This window comes from Microbacterium sp. JB110 (genome assembly GCF_003335195.1).
Lineage (GTDB): Bacteria > Actinomycetota > Actinomycetes > Actinomycetales > Microbacteriaceae > Microbacterium.
In genome coordinates this window covers 198,861-215,892 of sequence record NZ_QPGM01000006.1, presented here as the reverse complement: position 1 = coordinate 215,892, position 17,032 = coordinate 198,861, and the positions used below count along the sequence as shown (strand labels likewise).

Genomic DNA, 17,032 nt, shown 5'->3' with positions numbered 1-17,032 from the left:
GGGCGACGGCCGGTGGACTAGCGTGGAAACATGGCTGAGCACGTTGTCGTCACTGTCCCCACTGAGCACCTCGTCGCGGACGTGCGCCGCGAGTTGGATCCGAGCCTCGACGTCGATGTCGTGCTGTGGAGCCCGGATGAGAATCCGCCCGTCGAGCGCGCCGATATGGTCGTGATGCCGTACATGGCGAAGCCCGGTTCGATGGCCGAGCACCTCGCCGCACTCGCACCGCGCCTGGTGCAGGGGCAGTCGATCGGGTACGACGACGTGCACGCCTACCTGCCGGACGGGCTGCCGTTCGCGAACGCGTCGAGCGTGCACGAGACGGCGACCGCCGAACTGACGATCGGGCTCATCCTGATGGCCCAGCGCCAGCTCGCCGACTTCGTGCGCCAGCAGGACCGCGCGGAATGGACCAAGTCGTGGTCGCGCGGCCTCGCCGACCGCCGCGTGCTGCTGCTCGGCTACGGCGGCGTGGGAAAGGCGATCGCCTCAAGGCTCGCGCCGTTCGAGGTCGAGATCGTTCCCGTGGCATCCTCCGCCCGCGTCGAGGACGGTGTGCAGGTGCACGCACTCGGCGAGCTGCACGATCTCGCACCCACCGCCGAGATCCTCATCAATGCCCTGCCAGGGGGCGACGCGACCCGCCACATCATCGACGACACCGTGCTCAGCGCGCTCCCGGATGACGCACTCGTGGTCAACGTCGGCCGCGGCACCAGCGTCGACACCGATGCGCTCGTCGATCACGTGCGCCGAGGCCGCATCCGGATGGCCAGCGACGTCTTCGACCCGGAGCCGCTGCCCGCCGACCACCCGCTGTGGTCGCTGCCAGGCTCGATCGTCGCACCGCACGCCGGCGGCATCAGCCGGGCCATGTTCACCCGGATCGCACGCCTGGTCGCCGCACAGGCCGGGCGCCTCGCACGCGGCGAGGCGCCGACCAATGTCGTGCTGGGCGGCTGAGCCGACGTACCGGCGTCACACCGCGGTGTAGCCGCCGTCGATCAGGTAGTACGAGCCGGTGACGAACGAGGCGTCGTCGGAGAGCAGGAACCGGATGACCGTGGCGATCTCCTCCGGGCGGCCGAGGCGACCGAGCGGGTGCTTGGCGACCAGTCCGTCCTTCACCTCCGCTGGCGCGCCGGCGAGCAGCGGCGTGTCGATGTAGCCGGGGCCGACTGCGTTGACGCGGAGGCCCTGCGCGCCGTACTCGGCTGCGGCGTTCTTCGTGACGCCGACGACCGCGTGCTTCGTCGCCGCGTACGCGGCGTTGCCGGGAGCGGCGACCGTGCCGTGGATCGATGCCATGTTCACGATGGCCGACTCCTCGGCGCCCGCGGCGAGCATTGCGGGGATCTGGTGGCGCATGCCGTAGGCGACGCCGTTGAGGTTGATGCCCACGACCGTGTCCCAGCTGTCGAGGTCCATCTCACCGACCGGGGCGCTGGCGCCTCCGATGCCGGCGTTGTTGACGGCGTAGTTGAGCTTTCCGTAGGTGTCCACCGCGAAGGCGACGGCCTTCTCGCTGTCGGCGGCGACCGCGGTGTTCCCCTCGAACGCCGAAGCCTCACCGCCGGCCTCGGTGATCTCGTCGGCCACGCGCTGTGCGGAGGCGAGCTTGATGTCTGTGACGACGACCTTCGCGCCGAGCGAGGCGAGTTCCTTCGCCGTGGCCTCGCCGATGCCCGATCCTCCGCCGGTCACGAGTGCGACTCTTCCGTCGAATGCCATAATTGAACCTCCGGTTTCCCGCGCCTGAACTTCATGCGAACGCATGATTCTTCTTCCTCTCATGCTACGCCCGGCGTGGAGATCCGGCCTCTGTTCCGCGCATTCCTCTCGCGGTTCTCCCCTAGCAATGGAACGATGACCTCATGACGACGACCACGGCGCGCCCGAACGCAATCGATCGCTTCTTCAGAATCTCGGAGCGCGGCTCCACGATCGGCACCGAGATCCGCGGCGGTCTCGTCACCTTCTTCGCGATGAGCTACATCATCGTGCTGAACCCGCTGATCATCGGCACCTCCCCCGACAGCACGGGCGAATTCCTCGGCGGCGGCGACGCGCCGAACCTCGGCATGATCGCCTCGGCGACCGCGCTGATCGCCGGCGTGATGTCGATCCTGATGGGTCTGCTCGCCAACTTCCCTCTCGCGATGGCCGCGGGCCTGGGCATCAACGCGATCGTGGCGTACTCGATCGCCACGATGCCCGACGTCACCTGGGCGGACGCGATGGGCGTCATCGTGATCGAAGGCGTGCTCATCCTGATCCTGGTGCTCACCGGGTTCCGCACCGCCGTCTTCCGCGCCGTTCCCGCGCCGCTGAAGACCGCGATCGGCGTGGGCATCGGCCTGTTCATCACGCTCATCGGGCTCACCAACGCCGGCTTCGTGGTCGGCGACGGCGGCACCATCCTCTCGCTCGGCAACCTCGGCACCTGGCCGATCCTGGTGTTCGTCTTCGGCCTGGTGCTCGCGATCGTGCTGCACGTGCGCAAGGTGCGCGGCGCCATCCTGATCTCGATCCTCGCCTCGACCGTGCTCGCGGTGATCCTCGAGAACACCATGCACATCGGCGGGCGCGGCGAGGACAATCCAGGCGGCTTCAACTCGCCGCCGACCTTCGACGGAGTCTTCGCGCTGCCCGACTTCTCGCTGCTCGGCCAGTTCGACATCGTCGGCGCTTTCGTGCACATCGGACCCGTCGCCCTCGTGCTGCTGGTGTTCACGGTGATGCTCGCCGACTTCTTCGACACGATGGGCACGATGGTCGCCATCGGCGGTGAGGCGAAGCTGCTCGACAAGAACGGCAACCCGCCGCGCACCAAGCAGATCCTGATCGTCGACTCGGTCGGCGCGATCGCCGGCGGCGCGGGCTCGGTGTCGTCGAACACCGCCTTCGTCGAGTCGACCGCCGGTGTCGCGGAGGGGGCGCGAACGGGCCTCGCCTCCGTCGTGACCGGCATCGCCTTCCTGCTGTCGACGCTATTCGCACCGCTGGTGGCGCTGGTGCCGTACGAGGCGGCGGCGCCGGCGCTGGTGCTGGTCGGGTTCCTGATGCTGACACAGGTCTCAGGCATCGACTGGAAGTCGATCGACGTGGCACTTCCCGCGTTCCTCACGATCGCTTTCATGCCGTTCACCTATTCGATCGCCGATGGCATCGGCGCCGGGTTCCTCGCCTACATCATCGTCAAGCTCGCCCGAGGCCGGGCCCGCGAGATCCACCCGCTGATGTGGGTCGTCGGCGCACTGTTCGTGATCTACTTCACGATCGACCCGATCAGCGCGCTGCTCGGCGTCTGAGGCGGCCGGACGCGCGGGGCGCGGGTCAGTCAGCGGAGGCAGGCGGCTCGGCGGTGCGGGCGGGTTCGGCGCGGGAATCGACGGGGCGGGCACCGGAGATCAGGCCTGCCAGCCCGCCGCGGGCCGGTGTGGCGATCAGCGCGATCACCACGACGAGCACGAACAGCGCATCGAGGCCAGGAGCGAACGCGATCACGAGCTGCCACCCGCCCACTCCCCCGACGTAGCGCAGCAGATTGCGCACGATCTCCGGGCGCGCTCCGCCCTGCCACCGGATGGCGATGGCCGCGTCGCCGATGGTGCGTCCGGTGGTCAGCGTGATCAGGCCGAACAGCACCAGCGGAACCGCGGTGAAGGCGATATCGGCCAGCTTCGACTCGCCACCGAGGTCGCGGCCCAGGACGACGAGCAGGAACCCGCTCACCGCGACACCGGCGACGGCGCCGACCAGCCAGTACGCGACGGCATCGCACAGCATGCCGAGCATCCGGCGCCAGAACGTCACGGGGCGTGCCGTCGGCGGCTCGTAGGCCGCGTCCCACCGCGCCAGGGTCGGTCTCAGCGCGAGCGAGAGCACGCCTCCGGCGAGTGCTCCTGCGGTGTTCGCGATCAGGTCGTCGACGTCGAAGAGTCGGTACCCGCAGGAGTAGATGCCCCACACACCGGTGTACTGCGTGCACTCGATGAGGAATGAGATCGCCAGCCCGGCGATGGTCGTGACCACGACCCCTCGGCGCCACACCATCCGGAGGAAGAAGCCCAACGGTACGAACAGCGCGATGTTGAGCAGGACCTGCATCACGGCAGGGTTGCGCGCGATCGCGCCGAGAGAGCCGATCGGATAGCTCAGGATGTCGTCGACGAACTGGAACGGCGTCGTCTGCGCGCCGACGCATCTGATCGTCGCCGGGTTCGGCAGCGGCAGCAGCGTGTAGGTCCACAGCGCGAGTCCGTAGACCAGGAAGCTCCCCCAGACCATCATCTGCACGAGCGACAGCCGCCCCGCCCTGCGGTACTGCACCGCGACGAACGGGATGAACAGAACGATGGCGAGACCGACGCCGAGCATGATCGCGACGACGGCGGGATAGACCTGTGAGCTCACCCCTTCACGCTACTGGGCGACGTGCGGCTCCCGCCCACCGGAGACGTCTCCCGTGCAGACTCATTTCTTCAAGTCTCCGGATGCCCGGGCTGCGCTGAGGGTGAGCCTGCGGCGAGTGCGCGGCCGCTGCGGCGTCAGAACGCGGGTGCGGTGAACACCGTGCGCACGTCGCCTGCGCGCTCGCGGCCGCCGAGGCCTGTGAGCTCGAGGATGACCCCGGTCCCCGCCACGACGGCGCCGAGATCTGCCACCAGCTGATGCGCCGCGGCGAGGGTGCCGCCGGTGGCGAGCACGTCGTCGAGCAGCAGCACGCGCTCACCGGGCTTCAGCACATCCGGGCCCTCGATCGTGGCGGTGCCGTATTCGAGGGAGTACGACACCGCGGCGGCCGGGCGCGGGAGCTTGCCTGCCTTGCGGATCGGCAGCATGCCGACGCCGGTCTGCGCTGCGATGTAGCCGGCGAGCAGGAAGCCGCGCGCCTCGATGCCCGCGACGATGTCGAACGATCCGCGGAACGGCTCGACGATCGCATCGCACACGGCGCGCATGGCTTCGCCGTCCGCGATCAGCGGCGAGATGTCGCGGAACAGCACCCCCGGCTCCGGGTAGTCCGGGATCTGGGCGATCAGCGATTCAGCACGTTCCAGCGCGGCGTTCGTCACTCCGCCAGATTACCCGCGCCCGCACCCCACGCCACACTCGCGAACCGCCTGGCGATCGTCGAGATGCCCCGGTATGGTCGCAGTTTCGGACCATTCCGGGGCATCTCGACGACTCGTGACTATCGGGATTGGCCCAACCGGCGCAGCGAGTCGAGCGTGATCGCCAGCACGATCACCGCGCCCTTGATGATCAGCTGGTAGAAGTACGGCACGTTGGTGAGCACCAGCACGTTCGAGAGCACTCCGATGATCATCGCGCCGATGAGCGTGCCGAGGATCCGTCCGCGACCGCCGGCCAGCGCCGTGCCGCCGAGCACGACAGCGGCGATCGCGTCCATCTCGTAGCTCTGGCCCGCGTTCGGCTGCGCAGACAGCACGCGCGCCGAGAACAGGATGCCCCCGAGCCCTGCACATGCGCCGCCGATCGTGTACACCCACACGAGCGTCTTCTTCACGTTGATGCCCGCCAGGCGCGCGGCCTCCGGATTGCCGCCCACCGCGTAGACGTGCCGCCCGAATGTGGTGCGCTCCAGCACGAACCACACGACCGCGTAGACGATCAGCATGATGATGACCGGCGTCGGCACGACCGACACGTAGCTCGACCCGAGCGCCTCGTACGACAGGTCGTTCGCGATCAGCGGCTGTCCGTCGAGCAGCGCGTACGCCGTGCCGCGCAGATACGTCATCGCACCGAGCGTCACGATGAACGGCGGCAGCACGAGCAGGGCGACGAGCGTGCCGTTGAGCACTCCGGCGAGTGCGCCTGCCAGGATGCCGCCGATCACGGCGATGGGTGCAGGCAGGCCTGCCACGTGCAGGAGCACGCCTGCGCATCCGGCGACCGCCAGAATCGATCCGACAGACAGATCGATCCCCGCCGTCAGGATGATCATGGTCACGCCGGCGGCGATGATCGCGTTGATCGAGATCGCGCGGAGCACGTCCATCGCATTGCTGAACGATAGGAAGTTGTCCGACGCGAACGACGCGACCACGATCAGCAGCACGAGCACGCCGAGAATGCCGACGCGATCCCACCAGTAGAACAGCTTCCGGACGCGCTCCTCGCGGCGTGCGACCGACGTCGCCGCGCTCGGGGCGGTTGTGGCAGTACTCATCACGCCTCCCTCTCATCACCATGGAACGTGCCGGTCGCATGCTCCATCACCAATTCCTCCGTGGCCTGCTCCGCGTCGAGTTCGGCCACCAGCCCTCCTTCGTGCATCACCAGCAGGCGGTCGGAGATGCCGAGCGCCTCCGGCAGGTCGGAACTGACGATGAGCACGGCGGCGCCTCCCGCTGCGATCTCGTCGATGATCCGGTAGATCTCGCTCTTGGCTCCGATGTCGACGCCGCGCGTGGGCTCGTCGAGGATCAGCAGCCGTGGCTGCTGCAGCAGCATGCGCGCCAGTACGGCCTTCTGCTGGTTGCCGCCCGAGAGCGACTTCACTTCGATCTCGGGCGACGAGGCCTTCACGCGCAGCGAGTCCCAGATGGGCTGGACGATCCGGCGCATCCGGCGCTTCGAGGTCACCCCGAACGTGGAGTGCCGCCCCAGCGTCGAGATCTCGATGTTCTCCGTCACCGACTGCTCGAGGAACAGCGCCTGCTCCTTCCGGCTCTCCGGGAGCAGTGCGACGCCGTCGCGGATGCTGCGCTTCGGATCGGTGGAACGCAGCGGCTCACCGTCCAGGAGCACCTGACCTGATGTCGCCCTGTCGGCGCCGTAGATCATCCGGACGACCTCGGTTCGACCCGCACCGATCAGCCCGACCAGCGAGACGATCTCGCCGCCGCGCACGTCGAAGCTCACCGGCCCGATGCCGCCGCGGCCCGCGACGTCGCGCACCTCGAGCCGCACGTCGCCGATCTCGCGGGCGGTGTGGCCGTAGAGGTCGTTGATCTCGCGGCCGACCATCATCGAGACGATCTCCTGCGAGCTCGTCTCCGACATCCGCTTCGTGCCGACGAACTTGCCGTCGCGCAGCACCGTGAGCCGATCGGAGAGCCGCCACAGCTCCTCCATGCGGTGCGAGATGTAGACGAGCCCCATGCCCCGCTCGCGCATCTTCCCCAGCAGTGCGAACAGTCTGGCGCTCTCACTCTGACTGAGCGCGGCGGTCGGCTCGTCGAGCACGAGCACCTGCGCGTCCTCTGCGAGCGCGCGGGCGATCTCGACCATCTGCTGCATGCCGACGCTGAGCCGACCGATCGGCGTGCGCGGATCGATGTCGCTGCCGACCAGCGCCAGCTTCTTCTTGGCCTCCTCGACGAGCCTGCGCCTGTTGAGCACGCCGAAGGTGTTCGGCTCCTGACCGAGCGAGAGGTTCTCGGCGACGGTCATCTCAGGGATCGTGTTCAGCTCCTGGTGGATGATCGCGATGCCCGCCGCCTGTGCCTCGCGCGGCGATGCGAAGGTGACCGGCTGGCCCCGCACCAGGATCGTTCCGGTGTCGGGTGCATAGTTCCCGGTGATGATCTTCATCAGGGTCGATTTGCCCGCGCCGTTCTCGCCGGTGAGCGAGTGGATCTCGCCCGGCCGGATGTCGAAGCCGACATCCGTGAGCGCGGGCGTCGCGCCGAACCGCTTCGAGATGCCGCGCACCTCGAGCAGCGGCTCGGCGACAGCCGCCGTGCCGGGCGACGCTGCGCCGCCCGGCACGTGCTCTGCAGCCGTCATGGCTCAGCTCACCAGCCGGCGTAGTCCGACACGGTGTCGCGGGTGACGAGCGACGGATCGACCAGCGTGATCCGGTCCGCCTCATCCGGAGCGCCGTTGTCTCGCACGTCCTTGGCGACCTCGAAGGCCTGCGCCACCATCTCGTTCGGGTGCTGCGCCGGTGTGGCCCAGAAGCTCGAGTTCGGGAACTCGTCGTCCTCCATCGCGGTGACCGCCTCAGGCGACCCGTCGACTCCGACGACCCAGACATCCTCGCGGCTGGCCTGGCCGAGTGCCAGCGTCGCGCCGAGCGCCGTCGGGTCGTTGATGCCGAAGATGCCCTGGATGTCGTCGTTCGCCGTGAGCATCTGCGTCGTCAGATCGAGGCCCGTGGCGCGGTCGTTGTTGCCGTTCTGATGGCCGACGACCTCGATGTCCGGGTAGTCCTCCAGCACTTCCTCGCAGCCGATGACGCGCTCCTGCACCGAGGTGATCGGGGTGCCGTCGACGATGAGCATATTGCCCTCGCCGCCCATCTTGTCCGCAAGTGCGGTGCAGGCCTGCCGTCCCGCTTCGACGTTGTCCGTCGACACCGCCGCCTGTGCTCCGGCGGCGTCGACGTCGACTGCGACAACCGTGATGCCGGCGTCGATCGCGCGTTCGACCGCTGAACCGATTCCCTCGCTGTCGACCGCGTTGAGCAGGATGATGTCGGTGCCCTGCTGGATCATCGCGTCGATCTGATTGTTCTGCGCGCCGAGGTCCTGCTGGCCGTCCTGCACGTTGAGGGTGAAGCCGTCCTCGCCCGCGATCTCCTCCATCGCGCTCTGCATCGACGCGAAGAACGGGTTGGAGATGTCCTGGACCATCAGTCCGACGTTCGTGATCTCGCCGCTGTCGCCCTCTTCCTCACCGGGATCGACCGGGGAGGAGTCAGAGCATCCGGCCAGCGCGAGCAGGCCGACCCCCGCGATGGCGGCAATCATGAATCGCTTCGACGTCATTGTCGTTTCCTTTCTCAGTGGGCGCGTGCGCGCCCGGTTCAGTGCATTCCGATGGTCTGTGCGGCGCGCAGCTGGCCCCGGATGAACGCGTTCGCGTGCGCTCCGAGGTCCTCGGAGTCGTCCCAGAGGTTGCGCCAGATGCCGAGCATGCCGCTGAGCTCCGGATGCACGACTGCCGACGAGAAGCTCTCGAACGTGACCGGGCCGTCGTAGCCGGAGCGGACGAGCGCCTTGAAGAAGTTGTCGAAGTCGACGTTGCCCGAGCCGAGGTACCCCCGGTGGCTCTCGCCGACGTGCACGTACACGAGTCGGTCGATGCAGTCCTCGACGGGCTGCACCATATCGGACTCCTCGATGTTCATGTGGTACGTGTCGAGGTGCACACCGACGTTCGGGCGATCGACCTCGTCGAGGAACTTCAGGGCGCCGCGGCCGGTGTTGAACAGGTTCGTCTCGTAGCGGTTGATCACCTCCATACCGAGGGTGATGCCGGCATCGGCGGCGCGATCGGCCGCTGTCCGGATGACGCCGACGGCGTTCGCGCGGGCGGTCGCCGAGGCAGGCGCCATGAACTTGCGCAGCTCGCTGTAGAGGGCGCCGACGAAGTACTTTGACCCGAGTGCCTCGAGCACATCGATCGCCGCGATCAGCTTCTTCTCGGCTGCTCTGACCTTGGCGGGGTCTTCGCTGTTGGGGTCACTGTCGCGCGCCTGCCCCATCGACGCCGAAACCGCGACGGGATGCTTCGCGAGGATCTCGCGTGCCGCGCCCACGTCGAAGGTCTCGGGGTCGAACAGCGCCATCTCGAACAGGTCGAATCCGGCGGCGAGGGTTTTGGTGACCGCCTCTTCGAAGCTCTCAGGGTCGTTGCTCCCGGTCCATACCAGCCCGTGGCATCCGATCTGCATAGCAGTGATCCTCTCCTCGTTGAGATGGAAAGACAACGTTGCCTTTCGGTGCCGACTATACGCACGCACGCCCCTCCGGCGCCACCCCCGCGCCCCGTTGCCGAGATGCGCACCTCTCGTCGAGATGCGCCGCTTCGGACGCCGATCCGTCGAATCAGTGCGCATCTCGCGAGCTGGTCCGATGCTGCTCGTCGACTCGGCGCGCAGAGCCGCACGTCCCGACGCGGCATCTAAGCTGAGGGCATGAGACTGACCGCTGTCGCCGATGAGATGCTCTGGGTCCCCGTCACGGGTTCCATGGGGTTCGCCGGGCGCAGGCATCGCAAGGCGGCCATCCGGATGCTGATGACCCAGACGCGCAAGCAGCTCGGGCTCGAGGGGTCAGCGGGGAGGTTCGGGGCGTGGGTGCTGAGCCAGGCCGCGCCTGCCCTGCTGAAGAAGGCGGACGGCCGGATGCTCGCATGGGTGTGGCGCGACGACGCGGAGCTGCTCGTGGCGATCGCGCAGACGCAGGAGATGACGCCGAACCTGCGCGCGGCTCGTGCCATGGCTCCGATGGAGTACGACGACACCGAGGATTTCCGCAATCCGTTCCTCGGTACGGGCGAGAAGCTGGTGCTCGATCTGCCGAGCGACCGCAACCAGCCTCCGACGGCGACCTACACCTGGGACACCGGCACGCACCTGATCACGCTGAGCGCGATGTGCTCCGACCGCGAGCGGTTCGGCACCGTGCTCGCACCCCTCGACGACCTCGCTCGCACCATCCGGATCGTCGGCGACGAGACCGTGGGCGAGTCGAACACGCTCCGCATCGACCCCGCCTGACGCGCGCACCGCTCACGAGATGCGCCGTTCTCGTCCGAAATCACGTCCAGAACGGCGCATCTCGACGAGAACGGCGCATCTCGGCGGGCGGACTACGGCACGGTGACGAGCACCTTCACCTGCTCCGGATCGTCTGAGGCGCGGAACGCGTCGCCCGTCTGCGCCAGGGGGAAGGTCGCGGTGACCAGCTCGTCGATCGCGAAGGTCTTGCGACGCAGCAGGGCGATGGCGTGGTCGACGTCTTCGCGCACGTACATCAGGTTGCCGATGAGTTCGATCTCGTGGTCCTGGATGAGGTCGAGCGGCACGAGCGTGCCCCCGGCCGGAACGCCCACAGTCATCAGCCTGCCGCCCTTGTAGAGCAGGTCGATCCCGAGCGCCACCGTCGACTCGCGCGAGACGCCGTCGAACACCACGTGCGCGTCACCGCCCAGCGCGGCCCTCGCGTCGGCGGCCGCGGTCGGCGACGTCGGGTCGAACGTGCCCGTCGCCCCGAGGCGCTCCGCGCGCTCGCGCTTGCTCGCGACCAGGTCGGCCACCACAACGGCTTCGGCCCCTGCGTCCTTCGCCGCGATCGCGAGGAACAGCCCGATCGGGCCCGCCCCGAACACGACGACGCGGCGTCCCGCCAGGTCGCCGGCGCGGCGCACGGCGTGCACCGGCGTCGCGAGCGGCTCGATCAGAGATGCCCAGGTGTCGTCGAGGTCGTCCGGCAGCTCGATGACGCGGTCCGCACCGATCACGAACTCGTCGGCGAGACCACCGGGGGTCTGGCATCCGAACACATCGAGCGTCGCGCAGATGTTGTAGCGCCCTTCGCGGCACGGCTCGCATTCGCCGCACGCGAGGTTCGGCTCGATGACGACCCGCTTGCCGACGACATCCGGATCGACGCCCTCACCCACGCCGGCGACGACGCCCACGATCTCGTGGCCCGGCCGGAACGGCAGATCGATGAACGGATGGCGGCCGTGCGCCGCGTGCACGTCTGAGCCGCAGATGCCGACGACCGTGCTGCGCACCAGCACCTGGCCCGCCGCCGGCTCCGGAGCGGGAACCGTCTCCACCGAGACCTCGTCGATGCCCTCGACGAGGATTCTCCTGATCTCCTTCATGATGTTCTCCCTGGTGTTTCTGGTGCGGCCGCTGCTCGCGAGATGCGCACTTTTCGTTCAGATCTGCGTCCAAAGCGGCGCATCTCGGCGAGAAGTGCGCATCTCGGCAGCGGGGCGCGGGTGGCTCAGGCCGCGGTGTAGCCGCCGTCGGCGACGAGGACCGATCCGGTGATGAAGGACGAAGCGGGGCCGGCGAGGAACACCACGCTGGGGGCGATCTCCTCGGGCGATGCTGCCCGCTGCTGGGGGGCGTCCTCGATCCAGTAGCGCTGGAACTCCGGCTTGTCGACCGGGGCCATCTCGGTCTTCACGTAGCCGGGGGCGACGGCGTTGACCCGGATGCCCAGGGGCGCCCACTCGACGGCGAGCGACTTGGTGAGGTGGTGCACTGCCGCCTTGGAGGCGTTGTACGCCGGCTGCATCTGCGGGCGGTTCACGATCAGGCCCGACATGCTGCCGATGTTCACGACAGAGCCGCTGCCGTTCTCACGCATGTGCGCGCCGAAGGCGAGCGACGCCTTCCACAGCGCGCGCACGTTGAGCTGCCACACGTCGTCCCACTCGCTGTCCGTGACGTCCCACGACTCGTTGTGGTAGCAGGTTCCCGCGTTGTTGACGAGGATGTCGACGCGGCCGCCGAGGCCTTCGACGGCCTCCGCGGTCATCCTGACCACCTGCTCGTCGTCGGTGATGTCGGCCGTGATCGCGAGGATCTCGTGACCGGCCGCACGGGCATCGGAGACCATCTTCTCGTTGCGCTCGGCGTTGCGGGCGACGATCGCCACGCGTGCGCCGTTCTCGGCCAGCGCCAGCGCGAACGCCTTGCCGAGGCCCTGGTTCCCTCCGGTGACGACGGCGGTGAGCCCGGAGAGGCTGAACATCTGTGTCATGCGTTTTCCTTCTGTGCGTTCGGGTAGACGACGGCCTTGAGGCTGTTCGGGTCTTTGTCGCTGTCGAGCGCCTCGTCGGCGTGCTCGAGGTCGAATCGGCCGGTCACGAGCGAGTCGAGGTCGACCTGACCGCTCGCCACCAGCTCGATGCCGACGCGCCAGGTGTCGGTGTAGCGGAAGATGCCCGTCACCGAGATCTCGAGGTTCTGGATGTGCTCGACGGGCAGGCTCATCTCGGAGTTGCCGAGGCCGACCAGCACGGCGTATCCCGCGGGGCGGATCGCCTTGATGCCGTCGAACACGGCCCGCGGCGCGCCGCTGGCATCGATGAACGCGTCGACGTCGAGGCCCGCGGTGGCGATGTCGACCTGGGTCGGGGCGATCGTCTTCGTCGCCCCGTAGCCCAGCGCGCGCTCGCGCCGCTCGGCGACCAGGTCGCTGATGATGATCTCGGTCGCGCCGAACGCCCGCGCGACCTGAGCGCAGATGATGCCGATGGGCCCCGCGCCGGCGATGAGCACGCGCGAACCAGGCACGATGTGCGCCTTGCGGGCCGTCGTGATGGCGACAGACAGCGGTTCGAGCAGCGCTGCGGCCTCGTCAGACACCTCATCGGGCACGGCGTGGGCGAAGATCGACTCGATCGTCACGTAGCCGCAGAAGGCGCCGTCGATCGGCGGCGTCGCGTAGAACTCCATGTGCGGGCACAGGTTGTAGCGGCCGGCGAGGCACTCGCGGCAGGTGTGGCACGGGCGCTGCGGCTCGACCGCGACGCGCTGTCCGACGCGGGCGGGGTCGACGCCGTCGCCCACGGCGACGATGCGCCCTGACAGCTCGTGCCCCAGCACAAGCGGGTCGGTGACGACGAAGTCGCCGATGCGGCCGTGCCGGAAGTAGTGCGTGTCGGAACCGCACACGCCGACGGCGGCGACCTCGACGACGACGTCACCGTGGCCGGCCCGGGGAACGGGGCGCTCCTGGATCTCGAGCGACTGCGTACCGGTGAGCACGCTGGCGCGCATGGTGTCTGGCAGGGCGGTGGTCATGGCTGTTCCTCTCCTGTGCGTGCGGCGGCGAACAGTGCACGCCCCGCAACGATGGTTGTGGCACCGGCGGCGATGCACCGCTCGGCGAGTTCTTCTGTGACGCCGCCGTCGACGCCGACGGGGCGACGCCTGCTCAGCTCGGCGACCCGGTCGACGAGTGCGGGGTCCGCACTGTCGAGTGTGCCCGGTTCGATCAGCATCACAAGGGCACCGTCCGCACCTGCGGGGACGACGGCCGCATCGTGCGGGCCGATCGCGGTCCACACGGCGACGCCGGCGCTGCGCAGCGCGGCCACGAGCGCACCGGGATCTGCGCACAGCTCGGGCGGCAGCATCACGACGGCCGCTCGCGTCTCGATCGCCGCGGCGATCGTCTCGCCGACCGCGCGATCGGAATCGGCGCCTGGCTCTGCGCCGTCGACGATCAGGTGCACCTCGAGCCGCGCATCCGGCGCAGCCTCGCGTGCGGCGCGCATCTCATCCGGTGTGAGCCCACGGTGGCGCCCGGCCGGATCGATGACGACGTCGACGTGCACGTTCAGCCCTCGGGCGGCGAGCGCCGTTGCAGCGGCCTCGCGCTCGGCGGGAGCGACCGCGTAGAGGCTCCCTGATGCACGAGGTCCGTCCGGCGCATCAGCTGAGATCGCGACGGCCCACTCTGCTATTCCCACGGCTTCGGCCGGTCGGGCGGCACTCACGCGTCGTCCAACGTCCGCACGGCCGCGGTCGCGGCGTAGGCGGCGGCCGGGTCTCGGTCGATCTCGCGCGGTGAGGCGATGACCTCACGGGCCGGTGCCCACGCGGTGCGCACCTCTGCGACAGAGCGACCCGTCGCGACGGCAGCGGCCTGCACTGCCCCACCGCGCGCGGTGGCCTCTTCGGCGTCGGTGCGGTGCACCGGGCGGCCGAGCAGGTCGGCGAGGAGCTGCGGGTACGACGAGGAGCGGGCTCCCCCGCCGAGTGCGATCACGTCGGCCGAGGTGTCCACGCCCTCGCGTGCGATGGCGCGGTGGGCGGCGATGAGGCCGAGCACCACGCCCTCGTACGCGGCGCGCGCGACCTCCTCGCGCGTCGAGTCGGTGCGGATCCCGCTGAGGATGCCGACCGCGTTCGGCAGGTTCGGGGTGCGCTCGCCGTCGAGGTACGCAGCCAGCACGGGACCGTTGCGGTCCAGCGGCGCCGACATCGCGAGTGCGTCGAGCTCGGCGTGGCCGACGCCGAGGATGCGGGCGAAGGCATCGGTGACCTTCGCGGCGTTGAGCGTCGATGAGATCGGCAGGTAGCCGCCCGTCATGTCGGAGACGCCGTCGACGTCGCCTGACAGATCGAAGGTGGGGTCCGCGCTGAGCGCCGAGACGACCCCGGATGTGCCGAACGAGTAGGCGACGTCGCCGGATTGCAGCCCGAGCCCGAGGGCTGCGGCGTGCTGGTCGCCGCCGCCGGCGCCGACCAGCACGGTACCGGCGATGCCGAGGGCGCCGAGAGCCTCGGCGTGCACGGTTCCCGCGGCCTCATCCGGATGTGCCACGCGCGGAAGCATGGCATCCCACGCACGATCCGGATCGATGTGCGCGAGGAACTCCGGCAGATAGCGCCCGTGGGCGGCATCGTAGTAGCCGGTGCCGGATGCGTCGGAGCGGTCGGTGACGCGCTCGCCTGTCAGGCGGAAGGTCAGGTAGTCGTGCGGCAGAAGCACGGTGCGCGTGCGCGCGAAGTTCTCAGGCTCGTGCTCAGCGAGCCAGGCCAGTTTGCTGATCGTGAAGGCTGCGGTCGGAAGCGTGCCCGTGGCGCGCACGAAGCGCTCGCGCCCGATGGTGTCGAGCAGGCGCGTCATCTGCTCGGCGCTGGTGGTGTCGTTCCAGAGCTTGGCGGCTCGCACGGGCTCCCCCGCGGAATCGAGCGCGACCAGGCCGTGGCACTGCGCCGCGACCGAGATCGCGATGACGCGGTCACCGAGCGCTGCGGCCGAGCGCGCCTCACGGAACGCGGAGACGAACGCGTCCCACCACGCCCGTGGGTCCTGCTCGCTGGCCGGCGGAGTCACCGGCGGGTGCGCCGCCGAACCGGTCGCGACGAGCGCGCCTGATGCCGCGTCGCGCAGCTCGACCTTGCACGACTGCGTCGAGGAGTCCACGCCCGCGACGAGCGCGCGGGCAGGTGCGGTGGGGTTGGTCACATCACGTCCTGTATGAGGAGGGTCTTCTGGTGTCCGTGGCCCGGGCCGAACCCGCAATGCGGATCCGGCCCGGATTCACGCGTGAACCGCCGGGACGCCCGACTGAGTCGCGGCGAGGCGACCTGAGCCGTAGCGAGCAAGGGTCTGAGTGTGCCTATCGCAAGGCGGAGGAGGGAGGCGTACTGCGTACGCCGACCGACGACAACGCCGCGAGAGGTGCGCTCAGACCCTGCGCAGTAGGCTCAGGCTCACTGCTGTCCGGGCAGGCCTTCGTAGGCGACGTCGCCGGTCTCGAGGTTGCCCTCGGTCAGCTCGGTGAGGCCGTCGAGGAACGCGTCGCGCTCGGTGACGACGTGGCCGATCGCGTCGTCGACGTTCTCCGTCGTGACAGCGGGCATGGTGTAGACGAGGTGGTTGTCCGCGACGTCCTCACCGCGGGCGATCTTGCCGGCCAGCGCGACGCCTGCAGCGAGCTGCACTGTGCCGTTCTGCAGCGAGGTGCCGATGAAGTCACCGTTCTTGACGGCGTTCAGCCCGTCCTCGATGCCGTCGATGCCGACGACCGGAACGTCGTCCATGCCGGCCTCGTCGAGTGCCTGCTTGGCGCCGAGGCCCATGTCGTCGTTCTGCGAGATGACGCCGTCGATGTCGTCGCCGAAGGCCGAGATCCAGTTGCTCATCTTGTTGATGGCCTCTTCACGGCTCCAGTTGGCGGTGTCCTTGGCGAGCACCTCCATGTCGGGGTTCTCCTCGAGCACCTCGTCGATGCCCGCACCGCGGTTGATCTCGCCCGAGCCGCCGAGCGGACCCTGCAGCACGACCACGTTTCCCTCGCCGCCGAGTTCGTCGACCATCATCTGCGCCTCCTGGGCGCCCGCGGCCACGTCATCCGGCTGCACGGAACCGGCGACCTCGTCGTTGTTCAGCGTCGCGTTGACGTCGAGCAGCGGGATGTCGGCGTTCGCCGCCGCGGTCACCTGCGGCTGCAGCGTCTCCTGCTGCACCGGAACGACCACGATCGCGTCGACGTCCGCGTTGATGTACTGGTCGACCTGGTCTGCCTGGGTCGGCACGTCCATCGAGGCCGAGTTCCAGAGGATCTCGATGTCGTTCTCCTCGGCATAGCGGTCGATTCCCTCTTTGCCCTCGGTGATGAACGACGACATCTCGTAGACGCTGACACCGATCGTGATCGTGTCTTCGTTCCCGGCGTTCGGGTCCCCCGCGCCACAGGCGGTGAGCGCGACGGCGGTGGTGGCCACGGCGCCGACGCCGACGGTGCCACGGATAAGGCTGCGGAACTTCATTGTGATTCTCCTTGG

General features: G+C 68.8%; 16 protein-coding genes. 3 read left to right on the top strand and 13 right to left on the bottom strand.

Annotation, left to right across the window (positions count from 1 at the left end):
- Window positions 1-30: 30 nt before the first annotated feature.
- The gene (locus CIK77_RS12175) at window positions 31-966 is read left to right on the top strand and encodes a 2-hydroxyacid dehydrogenase (protein ID WP_087054081.1); all 936 of its coding nucleotides are present in this window, start codon (window positions 31-33) and stop codon (window positions 964-966) included.
- Window positions 967-981: 15 nt separating this feature from the next.
- Here CIK77_RS12175 and CIK77_RS12170 read toward each other — a convergent pair whose 3' ends face one another.
- Window positions 982-1,734 (bottom strand): SDR family NAD(P)-dependent oxidoreductase, encoded by a 753-nt coding sequence (locus CIK77_RS12170; RefSeq protein ID WP_170934058.1) that lies wholly within the window; start codon window positions 1,732-1,734, stop codon window positions 982-984.
- A 143-nt stretch (window positions 1,735-1,877) separates the two neighbouring features.
- Here CIK77_RS12170 and CIK77_RS12165 point away from each other — a divergent pair, with 143 nt between their 5' ends.
- On the top strand, window positions 1,878-3,314 hold the full coding sequence (locus CIK77_RS12165) for an NCS2 family permease (protein WP_087054080.1): 1,437 nt from the start codon (window positions 1,878-1,880) through the stop codon (window positions 3,312-3,314).
- Between the two features lie 25 nt (window positions 3,315-3,339).
- Here CIK77_RS12165 and CIK77_RS12160 read toward each other — a convergent pair whose 3' ends face one another.
- The 6 genes from CIK77_RS12160 to CIK77_RS12135 form a co-directional block, all read right to left on the bottom strand.
- Complete coding sequence (locus CIK77_RS12160) at window positions 3,340-4,419, bottom strand: VanZ family protein (RefSeq protein ID WP_087054079.1); 1,080 nt, start codon at window positions 4,417-4,419, stop codon at window positions 3,340-3,342.
- A gap of 134 nt (window positions 4,420-4,553) precedes the next feature.
- Window positions 4,554-5,081 (bottom strand): adenine phosphoribosyltransferase, encoded by a 528-nt coding sequence (locus CIK77_RS12155; protein WP_087054078.1) that lies wholly within the window; start codon window positions 5,079-5,081, stop codon window positions 4,554-4,556.
- 119 nt (window positions 5,082-5,200) lie between these two features.
- Window positions 5,201-6,202 (bottom strand): ABC transporter permease, encoded by a 1,002-nt coding sequence (locus CIK77_RS12150; RefSeq protein WP_087054077.1) that lies wholly within the window; start codon window positions 6,200-6,202, stop codon window positions 5,201-5,203.
- Window positions 6,202-7,764 (bottom strand): sugar ABC transporter ATP-binding protein, encoded by a 1,563-nt coding sequence (locus tag CIK77_RS12145; RefSeq protein WP_087054076.1) that lies wholly within the window; start codon window positions 7,762-7,764, stop codon window positions 6,202-6,204. Before CIK77_RS12145 ends, CIK77_RS12150 begins: the two co-directional genes overlap by 1 nt.
- A gap of 8 nt (window positions 7,765-7,772) precedes the next feature.
- Window positions 7,773-8,747 carry an ABC transporter substrate-binding protein gene (locus CIK77_RS12140; RefSeq protein WP_087054075.1) on the bottom strand — a complete coding sequence of 325 codons (975 nt, stop codon included), beginning with the start codon at window positions 8,745-8,747 and terminating at the stop codon, window positions 7,773-7,775.
- Between the two features lie 38 nt (window positions 8,748-8,785).
- A complete protein-coding gene (locus CIK77_RS12135; protein ID WP_087054074.1) occupies window positions 8,786-9,655 on the bottom strand; it encodes a sugar phosphate isomerase/epimerase family protein in 870 nt (289 codons plus the stop codon).
- Window positions 9,656-9,898: 243 nt separating this feature from the next.
- Between CIK77_RS12135 and CIK77_RS12130 the strand changes: the two genes are divergently transcribed.
- Complete coding sequence (locus tag CIK77_RS12130; protein ID WP_087054073.1) at window positions 9,899-10,483, top strand: hypothetical protein; 585 nt, start codon at window positions 9,899-9,901, stop codon at window positions 10,481-10,483.
- A 92-nt stretch (window positions 10,484-10,575) separates the two neighbouring features.
- Here CIK77_RS12130 and CIK77_RS12125 read toward each other — a convergent pair whose 3' ends face one another.
- The 6 genes from CIK77_RS12125 to CIK77_RS12100 all read right to left on the bottom strand — a co-directional run bounded on the left by CIK77_RS12125 (window position 10,576) and on the right by CIK77_RS12100 (window position 17,017).
- Complete coding sequence (locus CIK77_RS12125) at window positions 10,576-11,598, bottom strand: zinc-dependent alcohol dehydrogenase (RefSeq protein WP_087054072.1); 1,023 nt, start codon at window positions 11,596-11,598, stop codon at window positions 10,576-10,578.
- Window positions 11,599-11,723: 125 nt separating this feature from the next.
- The gene (locus tag CIK77_RS12120) at window positions 11,724-12,488 is read right to left on the bottom strand and encodes an SDR family NAD(P)-dependent oxidoreductase (RefSeq protein ID WP_087054071.1); all 765 of its coding nucleotides are present in this window, start codon (window positions 12,486-12,488) and stop codon (window positions 11,724-11,726) included.
- A complete protein-coding gene (locus CIK77_RS12115) occupies window positions 12,485-13,534 on the bottom strand; it encodes an NAD(P)-dependent alcohol dehydrogenase (protein WP_087054070.1) in 1,050 nt (349 codons plus the stop codon). The genes CIK77_RS12120 and CIK77_RS12115 overlap by 4 nt, the downstream gene beginning before the upstream one ends.
- Window positions 13,531-14,232 (bottom strand): hypothetical protein, encoded by a 702-nt coding sequence (locus CIK77_RS12110; RefSeq protein ID WP_087054069.1) that lies wholly within the window; start codon window positions 14,230-14,232, stop codon window positions 13,531-13,533. Before CIK77_RS12110 ends, CIK77_RS12115 begins: the two co-directional genes overlap by 4 nt.
- A complete protein-coding gene (gene xylB / locus CIK77_RS12105) occupies window positions 14,229-15,710 on the bottom strand; it encodes a xylulokinase (protein ID WP_170934057.1) in 1,482 nt (493 codons plus the stop codon). The genes CIK77_RS12110 and xylB overlap by 4 nt, the downstream gene beginning before the upstream one ends.
- Before the next feature lie 248 nt (window positions 15,711-15,958).
- Complete coding sequence (locus CIK77_RS12100; RefSeq protein ID WP_087054067.1) at window positions 15,959-17,017, bottom strand: substrate-binding domain-containing protein; 1,059 nt, start codon at window positions 17,015-17,017, stop codon at window positions 15,959-15,961.
- Window positions 17,018-17,032: the final 15 nt, after the last annotated feature.

Coding starts and splice junctions, on each gene's coding strand:
- CIK77_RS12165 (WP_087054080.1), top strand. CDS start 1,878: ATGACGACGACCACGGCGCGCCCGAACGCAATCGATCGCTTCTTCAGA.
- CIK77_RS12120 (WP_087054071.1), bottom strand. CDS start 12,488: ATGACACAGATGTTCAGCCTCTCCGGGCTCACCGCCGTCGTCACCGGA.
- CIK77_RS12150 (WP_087054077.1), bottom strand. CDS start 6,202: ATGAGTACTGCCACAACCGCCCCGAGCGCGGCGACGTCGGTCGCACGC.
- CIK77_RS12170 (WP_170934058.1), bottom strand. CDS start 1,734: ATGGCATTCGACGGAAGAGTCGCACTCGTGACCGGCGGAGGATCGGGC.
- CIK77_RS12135 (WP_087054074.1), bottom strand. CDS start 9,655: ATGCAGATCGGATGCCACGGGCTGGTATGGACCGGGAGCAACGACCCT.
- CIK77_RS12145 (WP_087054076.1), bottom strand. CDS start 7,764: ATGACGGCTGCAGAGCACGTGCCGGGCGGCGCAGCGTCGCCCGGCACG.
- CIK77_RS12100 (WP_087054067.1), bottom strand. CDS start 17,017: ATGAAGTTCCGCAGCCTTATCCGTGGCACCGTCGGCGTCGGCGCCGTG.
- CIK77_RS12175 (WP_087054081.1), top strand. CDS start 31: ATGGCTGAGCACGTTGTCGTCACTGTCCCCACTGAGCACCTCGTCGCG.
- CIK77_RS12140 (WP_087054075.1), bottom strand. CDS start 8,747: ATGACGTCGAAGCGATTCATGATTGCCGCCATCGCGGGGGTCGGCCTG.
- CIK77_RS12125 (WP_087054072.1), bottom strand. CDS start 11,598: ATGAAGGAGATCAGGAGAATCCTCGTCGAGGGCATCGACGAGGTCTCG.
- CIK77_RS12115 (WP_087054070.1), bottom strand. CDS start 13,534: ATGACCACCGCCCTGCCAGACACCATGCGCGCCAGCGTGCTCACCGGT.
- CIK77_RS12130 (WP_087054073.1), top strand. CDS start 9,899: ATGAGACTGACCGCTGTCGCCGATGAGATGCTCTGGGTCCCCGTCACG.